Below are 13,647 nucleotides of genomic sequence, written 5' to 3' on the forward strand. Positions count from 1 at the left end.
TCCGGCACCCGTTGCGTACCTCGGCCGGCGGCCGGTCACACCTGGCAGGGCGGTCCCGCACGACGGCGCCCGCCCCTCCGGATACCGGAGGAACGGGCGCCGGACACCGCGGGCGTCAGCCGACGGACGAGTACGCCACCACGCCGCGGAGCACGCCCTCCACGGCCTTGCGTGCCGTGCGGGCGACCGTGCCGCCGGGCGGCGCGGCCGCCGCGATCTGGCCGAGCACGTCGATCAGCTGCTTGCACCAGCGGACGAAGTCGCCGGCCGGCATGTCCGCCTCGACCAGCACCTCGTCGAGCCCGAACCCGGAGGCCCAGCGGTAGGCGGCCCAGGCGAAACCGAGGTCCGGCTCCCGCTGGCCGACACCCTCCGCCTGATTGATCTTGTGGTCCTCCTCCAGTGCGTCCAGCCGGCCCCAGATGCGCACCATTTCCGCCAGTGCGTCCCGCGCCCGGCCGGCCGGCAGCTTGGGCGCCGTCGCGTCGTCGGCCTGTCGGGCCTCGAACACCAACGCCGAGGCGCAGGCCGCCAGTTCGGCAGGTCCGAGCCCTTCCCAGACGCCTTCCCGCAGGCACTCACTGGCCAGCAGGTCCAGCTCGCCGTAGAGCCTGGCCAGCCTGCGGCCCTCCTCGGTGACGGTGTCGCCCTCCAGGTAGTCCAGCTCGGTCAGCAGCGCGCAGATCCGGTCGAAGGTGCGCGCGATGGTGTTCGTACGCCCCTCGATCCTGCGCTCCAACTGGCGGGTGTCCCGCAGCAGTCGGTGATACCGCTCGGCCCACCGGGCGTGGTCCTCGCGGTCGTCGCAGCCGTGGCAGGGGTGCGCCCTGATGTCCTTGCGCAGCCGCGCGATCTCCCTGTCGTCGACCGCATCGGAGCGCTGCTTACGGTGCCGGGACGGCACCACGTGACCGGCCTTGGTGCGCAGCGCGGAGGCCAGATCCCGGCGGGACTGCGGGCTGCGGGCGTTGAAGGACTTCGGGATGCGCATCCGGTCCAGCGCCTCGACCGGCACCGGGAAGTCCATCGCCGCCAGCCGCTTGACCTGCCGCTCGGCGGTCAGCACCAGCGGCCGTGGGCCGTCCTGCCCCTCGAAGCCGCGGTGCCGGTCGGTACGCCCCGACGGCATGCCGGGATCCAGCACCAGGGCGAGCCCGGCGTACTTGCCGGTCGGCACATGGATGACATCGCCCGGCCTGAGCTTCTCCAGCGCCGCGGCGGCCGCGACCCGCCGCTGTGCCGCGCCCTGCTTGGCCAGCTCCGTCTCACGGTCCGTCAGCTTCCGCCGCAGGGCGGAGTACTCCTCGAAGTCGCCCAGATGACAGGTCATCGAGGCGCGGTACCCCTCCAGGCCGCCTTCGTTCTTCTGCACCTGCCGCGAGATGCCGACCACCGACTTGTCCGCCTGGAACTGCGCGAACGACATCTCCAGCAGCTCACGCGAGCGGTGCCTGCCGAACTGCGAGACGAGGTTGACCGCCATGTTGTACGACGGCTTGAACGACGAACGCAGCGGATACGTCCGCGTCCCCGCGAGGCCGGCCAGCGCACCCGGATTCATGCCGCGCTGCCAGAGCACCACGGCATGGCCCTCGACGTCGATCCCGCGCCGCCCGGCTCGCCCGGTGAGCTGCGTGTACTCGCCCGGCGTGATGTCGGCGTGCTGCTCGCCGTTCCACTTGACGAGCTTCTCCAGCACCACGGAACGCGCGGGCATGTTGATGCCCAGCGCCAGCGTCTCGGTGGCGAAGACGGCCTTGACCAGGCCCTGGACGAACAGCTCCTCGACGACCTCCTTGAACGTCGGCAGCATGCCGGCGTGGTGCGCCGCTATGCCGCGCTCCAGGCCCTCCAGCCACTCGAAGTAGCCGAGCACATGCAGGTCCTCGTCGGGGATGCCGGCGGTGCGTGCCTCGACGATGCGGCGGACCTTCTCGCGGCCCTCCTGGTCGTTGAGGCGCAGGCCCGCGTACAGGCACTGCTGGACGGCCGCCTGGCACCCGGCGCGGCTGAAGATGAAGGTGATCGCGGGCAGCAGGCCCTCGTTGTCGAGCCGGTCGATGACCTCGGCCCTGCTGGGGATCCAGATCCTGCTGCGCTGCCGCCGCTCGCGCTCGCGGTCCGCCTCGCGCATGTTCCGGCCGCGCCGCTTGTCCTTGCCGAACGTGGGCCGGCTGTTCTCGATCCTGACCAGCCGCTCCAGATCGGGGTTGACCTCGCGGCGGCCGCCACCCTGCCCGTTCCGCTCCTCGAACAGGTCGTACATCCGCCGGCCCGCCAGGACGTGCTGCCACAGCGGCACCGGGCGGTGCTCGGAGACGATGACCTCGGTGTCACCGCGGACGGTGTCGAGCCAGTCGCCGAACTCCTCGGCGTTGGAGACCGTGGCCGACAGTGACACCAGGGTCACGGACTCGGGGAGATGGATGATCACCTCTTCCCAGACGGCGCCCCGGAAGCGATCGGAGAGGTAGTGCACCTCGTCCATGACCACATAGCCGAGGCCGATCAGCGACCGGGAGCCCGCATAGAGCATGTTGCGCAGCACTTCGGTGGTCATCACGACCACCGGCGCCTCGGAGTTGACGCTGTTGTCGCCGGTCAGCAGGCCGACCTTGTCAGCGCCGTAACGCCGCACCAGATCCTGATACTTCTGGTTGGACAGCGCCTTGATAGGCGTGGTGTAGAAGCATTTGCGGCCCTGCTCCAGGGCCAGGTGGACGGCGAATTCGCCGACGATGGTCTTGCCGGATCCGGTGGGGGCCGCGACCAGCACGCCCTTCCCGGCCTCCAGGGCCCGGCAGGCATCGATCTGGAACGGATCCAGGGCGAAGTCGTACATCTCTCGGAAAGGGGCGAGTGCGGTGGCCTGCTCGGCCGCACGGAGCTTGGCGGCGGCATAGCGCTCAGCAGGGGACATGTCCTCGGTCATCGTGCTCACGAGCCTACCGGCCACCTCTGACACCCGACCGGAAAATTCCCCGGCCGCCGGTCAGCCGGAGCACCCGGCCCGGGCCCCGGCCGGCCGCGCTCCTGGTCAGGTCAGGGCGCACCGGCCGGGTCGCGCGGATCCGTCAGGTCACGTCGTCGAGGTCCCCACGGCGCCGCCCGCCGGATTCGCCGTCCTCACTGCTGCCCCGCTCCGTCAGTTCTCCGGGCGCGGCCACCGGCTCCATCTCGCCGATGCTCTCCGGCGTCAGGTCCAGGTCGGAGGCTTCGTCGTCGGCCGGCTGCTCCGCCATCCGCCGGCGCCGCCTGGCGTCGTTGGACAGCGAGACCAGCACGGCGGCGAAGTAGAGCACGCAGATCGGCATGGCCAGCAGGATCATCGTCAGCGGGTCGGTGCTCGGCGTGGCGATGGCCGAGAAGACGGTGATGCCCATGATCATGCCGCGCCACCAGCCGAGCATCCGCTTGCCCGTGAGGATGCCGGCGAAGTTGAGCATGACCAGCAGCAGCGGCAGCTCGAAGGACAGGCCGAAGACGATCACCATGCGGAGGATCACGTCGAGCAGTTTGTCCAGCGTCAGGAGGTTGCCGATGCCCTCCGGCGTGAAGCCGATGAGCACCTTCGCCGTGGTCGGCAGCACCTGGTAGGCGAAGTACGCGCCGGCCAGGAAGAGCGGGAAGCCGGCGCTGACGAAACCGAGCGTGTACTTCTTCTCGTTGCGGTGCAGCCCCGGGGCCAGGAAGGCCCACAGCTGGTAGAGCCAGACGGGCGAGGACAGGATGACACCGGCCACCAGGGAGACCTTGAGCGCGAGGGTGAAGGGACCGAGCAGGTCCATCATCACGATGCTCGCGCAGCGCGAACCCTTGTCCTGCTTGGCGATGTCGGTGAAGAGCGAGTCGCAGCCCACCGACTGCAGGACCGGCTTGGTGAAAACGTTGATGATCGCTTCGTAGAAGAACGCCGCGACGATCGTCGCGATGACGATCGCCAGGATTCCCTTGGCCAGCCGGTTCCGCAGCTCACGCAGGTGCTCCACGAGGGGCATGCGGCCCTCGGGATCCTTCTCCCGCTGTTGCTTGTTGGGGGCAGACTTGAGCAACCCTCGTCCTCATCTCATGCAGCGGGCAGCGGCCGGGCCGCCACCGCAGTCAGGCCCTCGGTCAGCGATTCGCGGTGTGATCGGTCTCGGTGACCGGTCGGGCGCTGCTCGCATCGCCGGGTGCGGCCTTGATGGTCCGGGGTGCGGCCTGCGTGTCGTCGTGCGGCGGGTCGGCGGGGGCCTCGTCCTTCTTGGCGCCCTCCGCCTTCATCGCCTTGGCCTCGCTCTTGAGGATGCGGGCGGACTTTCCGAGTGAGCGGGCCATGTCGGGAAGTTTCTTGGCGCCGAACAGGAGAATCACGACGACGAGAATCAGAATGATCTCGGGCCAGCCGATCTTTCCAAACATAAGCAATTACCTTCTCACCGAGGCGGCTGAGGACTACCTGACTTGGCCGGACATCCGTCCGCCCGCCGTGCTTCCAGCGATCGTAGCGCTCACGGGTGAACGCTCGGCAACCCCTGTGCGCACTCCCGGACACGGGCCGTGCCGCACTCTCCGGCCCGGCGCCCCAGCCTACCGTCCATACGTACGACCGTTGCGTCCCGTCAACCCCCGGCTCGGTCGTCCCGCCGCTCGCTCCGCTTCCCTGCGGGCGCGGCGGCGGCGAGCGGGGTCGCGGCCCGCTCCAGGTCCTGCGCGGCCCGCTGGATCCGCTCCGACGCCGTGCCCACCTGGCGGGCCAGCCGCCGCACTTCGACGAAGACGCGGGCGGCGAGGACGCCGAGCACGGCGATGCCGAGGAAGCCGAGGACGACAGCGATCATGGGCCAGAACATGGGGCGAGCCTATCGGGGGTGCGAGGGGGTTCCGCGGGTGTCGTACGGCACCGGACCTTCCGGTTCCGGTCGGGCACGGGGTCAGCCCGTGTGCAGCCGCAGGGTCCGCACCCCGCCGCCGGTGAGCAGCTCGACGATCCGCTCGCCGGCCGGTCTGCGCACCGCGCGGCCGCAGTCGGGGCACGTGAAGGAGTAGAACGTGGTGCGGCTGCTGGCGCCGATGGCCAGCCGGAAGGCGTCCGATCCCAGCTCGAAGCGGCCCCGGCAGTCGGGGCAGGCCGCCTTGAAGAGCACCGGACCGGTCGGGCCGGCCAGGGTTCCGGTCGCCCTCGTGGTCGTCATCCTTCGCTGCCTCCTTACGGTGTGCGCGGCGCCGCGCTCACTCGCCGTATGCGGCCAGTGCCTTGGCCGCGGCCTGCCGCGCCCTGTCCGCGAGGTCCTGGGGCGCGGCGATCCGGCCGTCGCGTCCGAGGCGCAGCGCCAGCCTGCGGAGCGAGGTGGGGTCGGGGGTGCGCAGCGTGATGCGCAGCCCGCCGTCCGGCAGCTCGTCGGCACTGTCGTGCGGGTAGTACTCGGCGACCCAGCGGCCCCCGGGCCCGACCTCGATGGTGACCTCGGGGTCCTCGGCCGCGGGCTGGACCAGCCCTTCCGAGAGGTCGCGCAGTTCGACGGGCGGCGGGTCGGCAGGCGCGTCGAGCAGCCTGATCTCGGCGACCCGGTCGAGGCGGAAGGTGCGCCGGGCCTCGGAGAGCCGGCACCACGCCTCCATGTACGTGTGGCCGACGGCGAACAGCCGGATCGGGTCCACCTCGCGCTCGGTCAGCTCGTCGCGGGCCGGCGAGTAGTAGCGCAGCCACAGCCGGCGCCGTTCGGCGATGGCGCGGTCCACGTCGGCGAAGACGCCGCCCTCGGACTCGAAGGTCACCGACAGCCGGGAGCTGGCTCCGGCCGCCTCGCCGGCCGCCGCCTCCAGCTTGGCGGTGGCACGCAGCAGGGCCTGCCGGTCGCCCTCGCGCAGCCCGGGGAGGGTGGCCACGGCGCGGGCGGCGACGAGCAGCGCGGTGGCCTCGTCCGCGGCCAGCCGCAGCGGTTCGGCGACGTCGTCGGGGTTGTGCCACCAGATGCGGTCGCCGTCGGTGTCGATGTCGAGGAGGTCGCCGCCGCGGAAGCTCGTCCCGCACATCGGCAGCACGTCGAGGTCGGCGATCAGCTCGTCCTCGGTGATGCCGAAGGCGCGGGCGACGTCGCCGACGCGCGCGCCGGGGCGCTCGCGCAGGTAGGTCACCAGGGACAGCATCCGGCGGGTCTGGTCGATCGCGTTGGTAGCCATGGGTTCTCGTGTCCCTCTCAGCCCTTGGCCACGGCGCGCAGCCGGTCGATGACGTCGGCCCGCAGTTCGGCCGGTTCCAGCACCACGACGTCGGGCCCGAACTCCACCAGCCAGGCGTCGAGTCCGTGCCCGTTGGGGATCTCCAGCTCGTCCCAGCCGTCGCCGAGCGCGCGGACGGTCAGCGCACGGGCGCGCAGCGGATAGCCGTGCCCGGCCCGCAGTTTGATCCGGGCGCTCCCCGTGGCGGTCTCCCCCGCCCAGCTCTCGACGGTCTCGCGGACGGTGACGTGATCGGGCACCGGCGCGGTGAACGCCCCTTGCCTGGAACGGACCTTGCCGGTGATGCGGGAGAGCCGGAAGACCCGCTCGGCCGTGCGGTCACGGTCCCAGCCCGCGACGTACCAGTGGCCGCGCCAGCACTCCAGGATCCACGGCTCGACCTGACGGCGCTCGGGGTGCGCGGCGTTGGACTTGCGGTAGTCGAAGACCACCGGGCGGCGGTCGCGGCAGGCCAGCATCAGCGGCTCGAAGGCGGCTTCGTGGGCCGGGATCCGCGGCTCCAGCGCGCTGTGCGGCGCGTCGATGTCCTCGGTCTCGGCGGCCAGCGGCATGCCGGCGGCCCGCAGCTTCTGGAGGGCGCCGCTGGCCGCGCCGGCCAGCCGGGCCTGCTGCCAGATCTTGGCGGCCAGGCCGAGCGCCGCGGCTTCCTCGGCGTCGAGGGTGATCGGGGGCAGGCGGTTGCTGTCGCGGCGGGCGAGATAGCCGACGTCGCCCTCCAGGCCGTCGACGGTCTCGATGACCAGGCCCAGCTCACGCAGATCGTCCTTGTCCCGCTCGAACATCCGGTTGAACGACTCGTCGCTGCTCGCCGGGCCGTCCCCCGTGCCGAAGGACTCGACGTATGCCTCGATCGACGACCGCAGTTCGCGCTTGGTCAACGGACGACGCGTACCCAGCAGACACAGTGCCAGGTTCATCAGCCGCTCGGCCTTGGCAATCGCCATCGGCACCCTCTCTCGTGGATCTCCCGACCGTTGACCGTACCGTCCGGGGTGCTCAGGGCAAAAGCCGGAGGGGCGGGCCCCGGGCCGTGCCCGGACACGCCGAGGGCCCGCGCCGTTCGGCACGGGCCCTCGGTGGGTCGGCGGTGGTCTCAGACGGAGACCAGGTCGCAGACGAAGATCAGCGTCTCGCCCGGGGCGATGCGGCCGCCGCCGGCGCCGCGCTCGCCGTACGCCAGGTGCGGGGGGATGGTCAGCCGGCGGCGGCCGCCGACCTTCATGCCCTGCACGCCCTTGTCCCAGCCGGAAATGACCTGGCCGGCACCCAGCTGGAACTGCAGCGGGTTGCCGCGGTTCCAGCTCGCGTCGAATTCCTCGCCACTGCTGAAGGAGACGCCGACGTAGTGCACGGAGACGTTGTCCCCGGCCTTGGCGACCGGCCCGTCACCCTCCCACAGGTCCACGATCTCCAGATCGCTGGGAGCCGGGCCCTCGGGGAAATCGATCTCGGGCTTGTCGATGCTCACGAATGTGCTCCTACTTACGAATCATTGCGATGACCGCAACAGTCTCGCAGACCGAGGTCAGACCGTGCCGACGATGTCGACCGAGAAGACCAGGGTGTTCTTGGCGAGCTCGTGCTGCGGGCTGGCACCGTAGCCCAGCTTCGGCGGAATGACGATCTCGACGCGGTCGCCGACGTGCTTGCCGACCAGCGCCTGGTCCCAGCCCTGGACGACCTGCCCGGTACCGATCTGGAACGCGGTCGCGCCACCGTGGTCCCAGGACGAGTCGAACTTCTTGCCGTCCTCCCACTTCACGCCGGTGTACTGCGCGATCAGCCCGTCGCCGGCCTTCACCTCGGGGCCCTTGCCCTTGATCAGCACCTGCTGCTTGAGGTCCTTCGGCGCCTTCTCCCCCTTGGGAACGGTGATCGACGCGGCCTTCTCGCCGTTCGCCTTCACCGCGGGCATCCCGCTGTCCGGAGCCGCCTGGTCACCCTCGGCCTTGGCCTTCTTGTCGACCTTCTTCACGCCGGCCACGTCGACGACCCACACCAGACCGTCCTCGGGCTTGATGCCTGCCTGCGGGTTGAGGCCCGCGCCGATCAGCGCCTTGGCGGTGCCCTCGACCTCGAAGCGGCCGCCGACCTTCTGCCCGGCGGCAGCGGTCAGCACCTTCGGGGGCAGCATCTGCTGGGTCATCTGGTCGGTGACCTCGGTGACGACCTGGGTACGCGGCGCGTCCTTCTTGGCACCGGGCTGCTTGGTCCAGCTGCTGCCGAGGTTCTGACCCTTCATCGACTGGGCCGAGTAGTCCAGGCGGACCAGGTCACCCTTCTTCACAGTGGCGCCCTTGCCCTCGGTGAGGGTCTTGGTGACGACCTTGTCGGCCGGCTTGGCATCCTTGGACACCGAGATCTTGGGCTCGGCGCCAGCCTTGCCCTCGACCTTGACGACTGAGCCGTCGGCAGAGCCCTTGCCGTCATCGGACCCGCAGGCGGCGGTGAACAGCAGGATGGGCACGGTCAGCGCCGCAGCGGCGGCGCGACGGGTGTTCTTCGTGGGGTTCATCAGTCCAACTCGGGCTCGTGGGTGGGTGGCCAATGCCCGCCACTCTACGACCCTGTGCCCCCATACGTTTCCCGGCGCAACACAGCAATGTGCCGGGAGCACTTACACTCCCGGCACACCCTGCTGCGGCCCGCGTCACATACCGGCGATCAACTTCTCCACCCTGTCGTCCACCGAACGGAACGGGTCCTTGCACAGCACCGTCCGCTGCGCCTGATCGTTCAGCTTGAGGTGCACCCAGTCGACCGTGAAATCACGCCGCTGTTCCTGGGCCCTGCGGATGAAGTCGCCGCGCAACCTGGCGCGAGTGGTTTGCGGCGGCACCGACTTGCCCTCGAAGATCTTCAAGTCGTTGCAGATCCGCGCCGCTTGTCCCTTCCGCTCCAGAAGGTAATAGAGCCCCCTGCGGCGGTGGATGTCGTGATACGCGAGGTCTATCTGCGCCACTCGCGGGTGGGACATCGTGATGTTGTTCTTTGTGCGGTATCGCTCGATGAGTTGATGTTTCATCACCCAGTCGATCTCGGTGGAGATACGGTCGAGCTCCTGATCCCGGATTGCTTCGAGGGTGCGCCCCCACAACTCCAGGACGCGTTCGACGGTGCCCGTACGGATTCCGCGGCGCTCGCAGAAATCCACCGCCTTTTCGTAGTACTCCTGCTGGACTTCGAGCGCCGACGCCTCGCGCCCGCTGGCCAGCCGCACCTTGCGCTGCCCGGTGATGTCATGGCTGACTTCACGGATCGCCCGGATCGGGTTCTCCAGCGTCAGATCGCGCATGACGGTGCCCGCCTCGATCATGCGCAGGACGAGATCGGTCGCCCCGACCTTCAGCAGCATGGTCGTCTCGGACATGTTCGAATCGCCGACGATCACATGCAGCCGGCGATAGCGCTCGGCGTCGGCGTGCGGTTCGTCCCGGGTATTGATGATCGGCCGCGAACGGGTCGTCGCGGACGACACCCCCTCCCAGATGTGCTCGGCACGCTGGCTGACGCAGTAGACGGCGCCGCGCGGGGTCTGCAGCACCTTGCCCGCGCCGCACAGCAGCTGACGGGTGACGAGGAAGGGAATGAGGATGTCCGCGAGCCGGGAGAACTCCCCGTGGCGGGCGACGAGATAGTTCTCGTGGCAGCCGTAGGAGTTGCCCGCCGAATCGGTGTTGTTCTTGAAGAGATAGACGTCGCCCGCGATTCCCTCCTCGTGCAGGCGGCGTTCGGCGTCGACGAGAAGGCCTTCGAGAATGCGCTCGCCGGCCTTGTCGTGGGTGACCAGCTCGGTCACGTTGTCGCACTCGGGAGTTGCATATTCCGGGTGCGAACCCACGTCCAAGTACAGGCGGGCGCCGTTCCGCAGGAAGACATTGCTGCTGCGGCCCCATGACACGACACGGCGGAAGAGGTACCGCGCCACTTCGTCAGGCGACAGTCGGCGCTGTCCCCTGAACGTGCACGTGACGCCGTACTCGTTCTCCAGCCCGAAAATGCGGCGGTCCATGACTGAACATTACGCCTGATGGCGTGCTCTGAAACCGGGTTCGACAGCCCCGTTTCGATCATTTTCCGCCGGGGCCGCAACAACCGTCCGCTCCACGGGATCCCCAAGAAATCGCTTCATCGACAAAAGCACCAGCAGCGCGGCGATTCCGCCGGCCCCCGCCACCGCAAATCCCGCCGCCGCACCGCCGTGCTCCACCGCGGGCCCCACCACCGACGCGCCGACCGCCGAACCGACGCCGAACGTCGTCACCAGCCACGAGAACGCCTCCGTGACCGTGCCGTGCGGAGCATGCCGGTCCACGACCACGAACGCACACGCCAGCGCCGGCGCCAGGAACACACCGGCGACACCGGTCAGCGCCGTCATCCCCACCACACCAGGGGCGAGAACGAGGGGCAGATACCCCAGCGCCAGAAAGGCGACGAGCAGCCGCAGCCGCCCCTCTGGACTCCCCGGCCACTCCCGGGCTCCGTAGACGACGCCGCCCAGCAGCGCGCCGACACCCAGCGCGGAGAGCAAAAAGCTGGAAACCATGCCGTCGCCGTGCCCGTCCGCGTACGCCACGGCGGCCACGGCGATGGAGCCGAGTGCCAGCCCGACGAAGAAGAACGAGCCGATCAGCACCAGAATGCCCGGCGACCGCAGCGCGCCCAGCCAGTGCGCCTCGCGCGGACCGCTGCGCCACTGCCGCGACGGCGGGGAGACGACGACGGAGAGTGCGCCCAGCACGCCGAGGGCGTTGATGACCAGCAGCGCGACCTGCTCCGACCAGGCCGCGACGCACAGCGTCACCAGCAACGGCCCCACCGCGAACATGACTTCCTGCGCCACCGCGTCCAACGCGTACGCGGCGTGCACCCGCTCGGGACGCTTGAGCACCCCGGGCCACAGGGCCCGCAGACCGCCCTCCAGAGGCGGCGTGAAGAGCCCCGCAATCGCCGCGGCGGCGTAGGCGAGAGGCAGCGGATCAAGCCCCACGACGGCGAGCAGCACCATCCCCAGAGCGGATACCACCGCGGCGGGCAGCATGACGCGGGGCTGGCCGTACACGTCGACGGCCCGGCCGAGCAGCGGCTGGCCGATCGCGGTGCACACGCCGTAGACCGCGGAAAGCGCACCGGCCAGGGCGTAACTGCCGCCCTCGGAACGGACGAAGAGCACCACCGCCAGGGCGGCCGTGGCGTTCGGCAACCGGCCTATCAGAGTTCCGGTCAGCAGCCGGACGGCGTGCCGGGTCCTGAGCAGCTCCGCATATCCCGCAGCCATCCCGGCCCCTTTCCGTCCGGTACAGCGGACCGGACATGATACGTATAACGTGAGGCGTTATACGTATCATGGCGCCATCCGGCGGTCCAGCCCGCCCGGCCGATCACCAGGAGGCAGACACCGGTGAGCAGCAACGACACGTCGGCTACGGACCGCGGCGCGCAGCCGTCTGCCGCCCCCCGCGTCACGAGCCGGGACGTGGCACGGGCCGCCGGGGTCTCCCAGGCCGCCGTCTCCCTCGTGCTCGGCGAGAAGTGGCGCGGCCGGGTCTCTCCGGCCAAGGCCGAGTCCGTCCGGGCCGCCGCCCTCGAACTCGGATACCGCCCCAATCTCGCGGCCCGCAGCCTGCGCATGGGCCGCACCCGCACCGCACTCCTCGTCGTCCCCGCGCTCACCACGGAATTCTTCGCGCTGGTCCACTCCGGTGCGTCCCGGGCCGCCGCGGACCGCGGCTTCGGCGTGGTCCTCTACCCCTCCCCCGAAGGCATCGGCCCGGCCCCCGACCCGTTCGGCTCGGCCCGCGCCACCCTCGACGGCGTGATCGCCTCGTCCATGGCGGTCGACGCGCTCGCCGCACTCCGCGGCACCGGGCTCCCGCTCGTCATGCTGGACAACGACCCGCAGGACGACCGGGCCGCCGCCACCGTCAACCTCGACATCGCCGACGGCATCCGCCAGGTGGCCGACCATCTCCTCGCGCTCGGCCACCGCCGGATCGGCCATCTCGCGGCCGACATCGACTCCTGGACCTTCGCGCTGCGCGCCCGCACCCTCGACCGGGCCATCGGCGGGATTCCCGGCGCCGAGCTGCGCAGGGTGCCGGCCGCACTCGGCGTCACGGCGGGCCTGAACGCCGCGCACACCGCACTGACCGGTCCCGGGCCCCGCCCGACGGCGCTGGTCTGTGACGACGACATCGTGGCCGCCGGCGCCTGCAAGGCCGTGCGGCGGCTGGGTCTACGGGTGCCGGAGGACGTCTCGGTCACCGGCTTCGACGATCTGGCGCTGGCCGTGGCGGTCGAACCTGAGCTGACGACCGTACGACTGCCGGCCGAGGACTTCGGCGCGGCCGGCATGCGCGCCCTGATGACGGCGCTCGACGGCCGCCCCGCCCCGGCCCGCACCCTGCCGGTCGAGCTGGTCACCCGCGGCTCCACGGGCCCGGCGCCCGCTTGACGCGTACAGCATCCGGCCTCCGGAACCGCTCGCACACCACAGCGCGCCCCGGCGGTAACCCACCGGGACGCGCTGTCCGGACGCCGTACGGCGCCGTTTACTCCTTGGAACCCTTCTCCGGGCCCTTCGAACCCTTCGCATCCTTCTCGCCGGACGCGTCGTCGCCCTCCGGGGACGTGTCCGTGTCGGCGGAGCCCGGCGCGTCGTCCCCGTCCACGGCCGGCTCGGCGCCGGACGCCGAGTCGTGCTCGTCCAGCAGCCGGGAGAGCTGGCGGCCCAGGATCCGCTTGAACTTCCGCTGCTGCGGCCGCGTACGGTCCAGCGTCGCGACCTCCAACTGCTCGGCGGTCAGGGTGCGCTCGCCACCGTTGTTGTCCCGCGACAGCGAGTCCACGGCCAGCTTCAGCGCCTCGCCCAGCGTCATGCCGTCGCGGTGCCGCTGGTCGAGGTAGCTGCTGATCTGGTCGGCGTTGCCGCCCACCGCGACCGAGCCGTGCTCGTCCACGATCGAGCCGTCGTGCGGAAGCCGGTAGATCTGGTCGTCCTCGGCGGCGCTGCCCACCTCGGCGACGATCAGCTCGACCTCGTACGGCTTCTCGGCGGCGCTGGAGAAGATCGTGCCGAGCGTCTGTGCGTAGACGTTCGCGAGGCCGCGTGCGGTGACGTCCTCGCGGTGGTAGGTGTAGCCGCGCAGATCGGCGTAGCGCACGCCGCCGATCCGCAGATTCTCGAATTCGTTGTACTTGCCGACCGCTGCGAAAGCGATGCGGTCATAGATCTCGCTGACCTTGTGCAGGGCCCGGGAGGGATTCTCGGCGACGAATACCACGCCGTCGGTGTACTGCAGCACCACGACACTGCGGCCGCGCGCGATGCCCTTGCGGGCGTATTCGGCACGATCGGCCATGGCCTGCTGGGGTGAGACATAGAACGGCGTCGACACCGGTTATCCGTCCCTTTCTGTCAAT

General features: G+C 70.3%; 13 protein-coding genes. 1 reads left to right on the forward strand and 12 read right to left on the reverse strand.

Annotated features, from left to right (window positions below):
• Nucleotides 1-115 precede the first annotated feature (115 nt).
• The 11 genes from LIU39_RS22365 to LIU39_RS22415 all read right to left on the reverse strand — a co-directional run bounded on the left by LIU39_RS22365 (nt 116) and on the right by LIU39_RS22415 (nt 11,503).
• Nucleotides 116-2,932: a DEAD/DEAH box helicase gene (locus LIU39_RS22365; protein ID WP_227048661.1), complete on the reverse strand. Its 2,817-nt coding sequence runs from the start codon at nt 2,930-2,932 to the stop codon at nt 116-118.
• Between the two features lie 142 nt (nt 2,933-3,074).
• Nucleotides 3,075-4,052: a twin-arginine translocase subunit TatC gene (gene tatC, locus LIU39_RS22370; RefSeq protein WP_227048614.1), complete on the reverse strand. Its 978-nt coding sequence runs from the start codon at nt 4,050-4,052 to the stop codon at nt 3,075-3,077.
• Between the two features lie 61 nt (nt 4,053-4,113).
• Nucleotides 4,114-4,401: a Sec-independent protein translocase subunit TatA gene (tatA, locus tag LIU39_RS22375; protein WP_227048615.1), complete on the reverse strand. Its 288-nt coding sequence runs from the start codon at nt 4,399-4,401 to the stop codon at nt 4,114-4,116.
• A gap of 200 nt (nt 4,402-4,601) precedes the next feature.
• A complete protein-coding gene (locus tag LIU39_RS22380; protein ID WP_227048616.1) occupies nt 4,602-4,832 on the reverse strand; it encodes a hypothetical protein in 231 nt (76 codons plus the stop codon).
• 81 nt (nt 4,833-4,913) lie between these two features.
• On the reverse strand, nt 4,914-5,174 hold the full coding sequence (locus LIU39_RS22385) for a hypothetical protein (RefSeq protein ID WP_227048617.1): 261 nt from the start codon (nt 5,172-5,174) through the stop codon (nt 4,914-4,916).
• 37 nt (nt 5,175-5,211) lie between these two features.
• Nucleotides 5,212-6,162, reverse strand: a complete 951-nt coding sequence (locus LIU39_RS22390; RefSeq protein ID WP_227048618.1) for a helix-turn-helix transcriptional regulator — start codon at nt 6,160-6,162, stop codon at nt 5,212-5,214.
• 17 nt (nt 6,163-6,179) lie between these two features.
• A complete protein-coding gene (locus tag LIU39_RS22395) occupies nt 6,180-7,166 on the reverse strand; it encodes a helix-turn-helix transcriptional regulator (protein ID WP_227048619.1) in 987 nt (328 codons plus the stop codon).
• A 149-nt stretch (nt 7,167-7,315) separates the two neighbouring features.
• Nucleotides 7,316-7,690, reverse strand: coding sequence for an FKBP-type peptidyl-prolyl cis-trans isomerase (locus tag LIU39_RS22400; protein ID WP_227048620.1), 375 nt, complete (start codon nt 7,688-7,690; stop codon nt 7,316-7,318).
• A gap of 57 nt (nt 7,691-7,747) precedes the next feature.
• Entirely contained in the window at nt 7,748-8,737 is a 990-nt protein-coding gene (locus LIU39_RS22405) for an FKBP-type peptidyl-prolyl cis-trans isomerase (RefSeq protein WP_227048621.1), read from the reverse strand.
• Between the two features lie 135 nt (nt 8,738-8,872).
• The gene (gene pafA / locus LIU39_RS22410; RefSeq protein ID WP_227048622.1) at nt 8,873-10,234 is read right to left on the reverse strand and encodes a Pup--protein ligase; all 1,362 of its coding nucleotides are present in this window, start codon (nt 10,232-10,234) and stop codon (nt 8,873-8,875) included.
• Nucleotides 10,235-10,243: 9 nt separating this feature from the next.
• A complete protein-coding gene (locus LIU39_RS22415) occupies nt 10,244-11,503 on the reverse strand; it encodes an MFS transporter (protein WP_227048623.1) in 1,260 nt (419 codons plus the stop codon).
• 123 nt (nt 11,504-11,626) lie between these two features.
• On the opposite strand from LIU39_RS22415, the gene LIU39_RS22420 reads away from it, so the two are divergent.
• The gene (locus tag LIU39_RS22420) at nt 11,627-12,679 is read left to right on the forward strand and encodes a LacI family DNA-binding transcriptional regulator (protein WP_227048624.1); all 1,053 of its coding nucleotides are present in this window, start codon (nt 11,627-11,629) and stop codon (nt 12,677-12,679) included.
• Between the two features lie 97 nt (nt 12,680-12,776).
• Here the strand turns inward: LIU39_RS22420 and prcA are convergent, their stop codons facing one another.
• Entirely contained in the window at nt 12,777-13,622 is an 846-nt protein-coding gene (gene prcA, locus LIU39_RS22425) for a proteasome subunit alpha (protein ID WP_227048625.1), read from the reverse strand.
• Nucleotides 13,623-13,647: the final 25 nt, after the last annotated feature.

The sequence above is a fragment of the Streptomyces pinistramenti genome (assembly GCF_020564935.1).
Lineage (GTDB): Bacteria > Actinomycetota > Actinomycetes > Streptomycetales > Streptomycetaceae > Streptomyces > Streptomyces pinistramenti.

Bases quoted from the DNA above. Each gene is read 5' to 3' on its own strand.
- tatA (WP_227048615.1), bottom strand. From the start codon at position 4,401: ATGTTTGGAAAGATCGGCTGGCCCGAGATCATTCTGATTCTCGTCGTC.
- LIU39_RS22385 (WP_227048617.1), bottom strand. From the start codon at position 5,174: ATGACGACCACGAGGGCGACCGGAACCCTGGCCGGCCCGACCGGTCCG.
- LIU39_RS22395 (WP_227048619.1), bottom strand. From the start codon at position 7,166: ATGGCGATTGCCAAGGCCGAGCGGCTGATGAACCTGGCACTGTGTCTG.
- LIU39_RS22365 (WP_227048661.1), bottom strand. From the start codon at position 2,932: ATGACCGAGGACATGTCCCCTGCTGAGCGCTATGCCGCCGCCAAGCTC.
- LIU39_RS22415 (WP_227048623.1), bottom strand. From the start codon at position 11,503: ATGGCTGCGGGATATGCGGAGCTGCTCAGGACCCGGCACGCCGTCCGG.
- LIU39_RS22405 (WP_227048621.1), bottom strand. From the start codon at position 8,737: ATGAACCCCACGAAGAACACCCGTCGCGCCGCCGCTGCGGCGCTGACC.
- pafA (WP_227048622.1), bottom strand. From the start codon at position 10,234: ATGGACCGCCGCATTTTCGGGCTGGAGAACGAGTACGGCGTCACGTGC.
- LIU39_RS22380 (WP_227048616.1), bottom strand. From the start codon at position 4,832: ATGTTCTGGCCCATGATCGCTGTCGTCCTCGGCTTCCTCGGCATCGCC.
- LIU39_RS22390 (WP_227048618.1), bottom strand. From the start codon at position 6,162: ATGGCTACCAACGCGATCGACCAGACCCGCCGGATGCTGTCCCTGGTG.